Source organism: Frankia tisae (assembly GCF_025403405.1).
In the GTDB taxonomy this organism is placed as follows: domain Bacteria; phylum Actinomycetota; class Actinomycetes; order Frankiales; family Frankiaceae; genus Frankia; species Frankia tisai.
The window spans coordinates 1-463 of sequence record NZ_JANEZT010000803.1; the positions used below are offsets into that span (position 1 = coordinate 1).

The 463-nt window shown below is 71.7% G+C and carries 1 protein-coding gene; it reads left to right on the top strand.

Going from position 1 to position 463, the window contains the following annotated elements:
* A partial coding sequence (locus tag NBZ85_RS31760; protein ID WP_261563496.1) for a lysophospholipid acyltransferase family protein occupies window positions 1–463 on the top strand: 463 nt, incomplete at both ends.

Below are 463 nucleotides of genomic sequence, written 5' to 3' on the forward strand. Positions count from 1 at the left end.
CCGGGTGGGCGCGTAGCGGCGCGGCGCGCGCGACCCGGTCGGCGTTCCTCGGTGGGGTGATGAGTCCGCTGCTGCACGCTTCGTTGACCGCGCACGCGCACGGCGGTGAGGTGTTCGACACCGTCCGCGACACCCCGGTGATCATCGTGTCGAATCACACCAGTCATCTCGATGCGCCGCTGTTGCTGTGTTCGCTGCCGGGGTGGGTGCGTTCGCGCACGGCGGTGACGGCGGCGGCGGACTACTTCTTCGACAGTGTGTGGCGGGGTGCGGGCAGCGCGTTGGCGTTCGCGACGGTGCCGATCGACCGCAGCGGCGGGGCGCCGTCGTCGACGCCGATGGACCTGTTGCGCGACGGCTGGAACCTGGTGATCTTCCCGGAGGGGACGCGGTCGAAGGACGGGGCGCGGGGCCGGTTCCGGCTGGGGGCGGCATATCTGGCGATCAACGCCGGGGTGCCGGT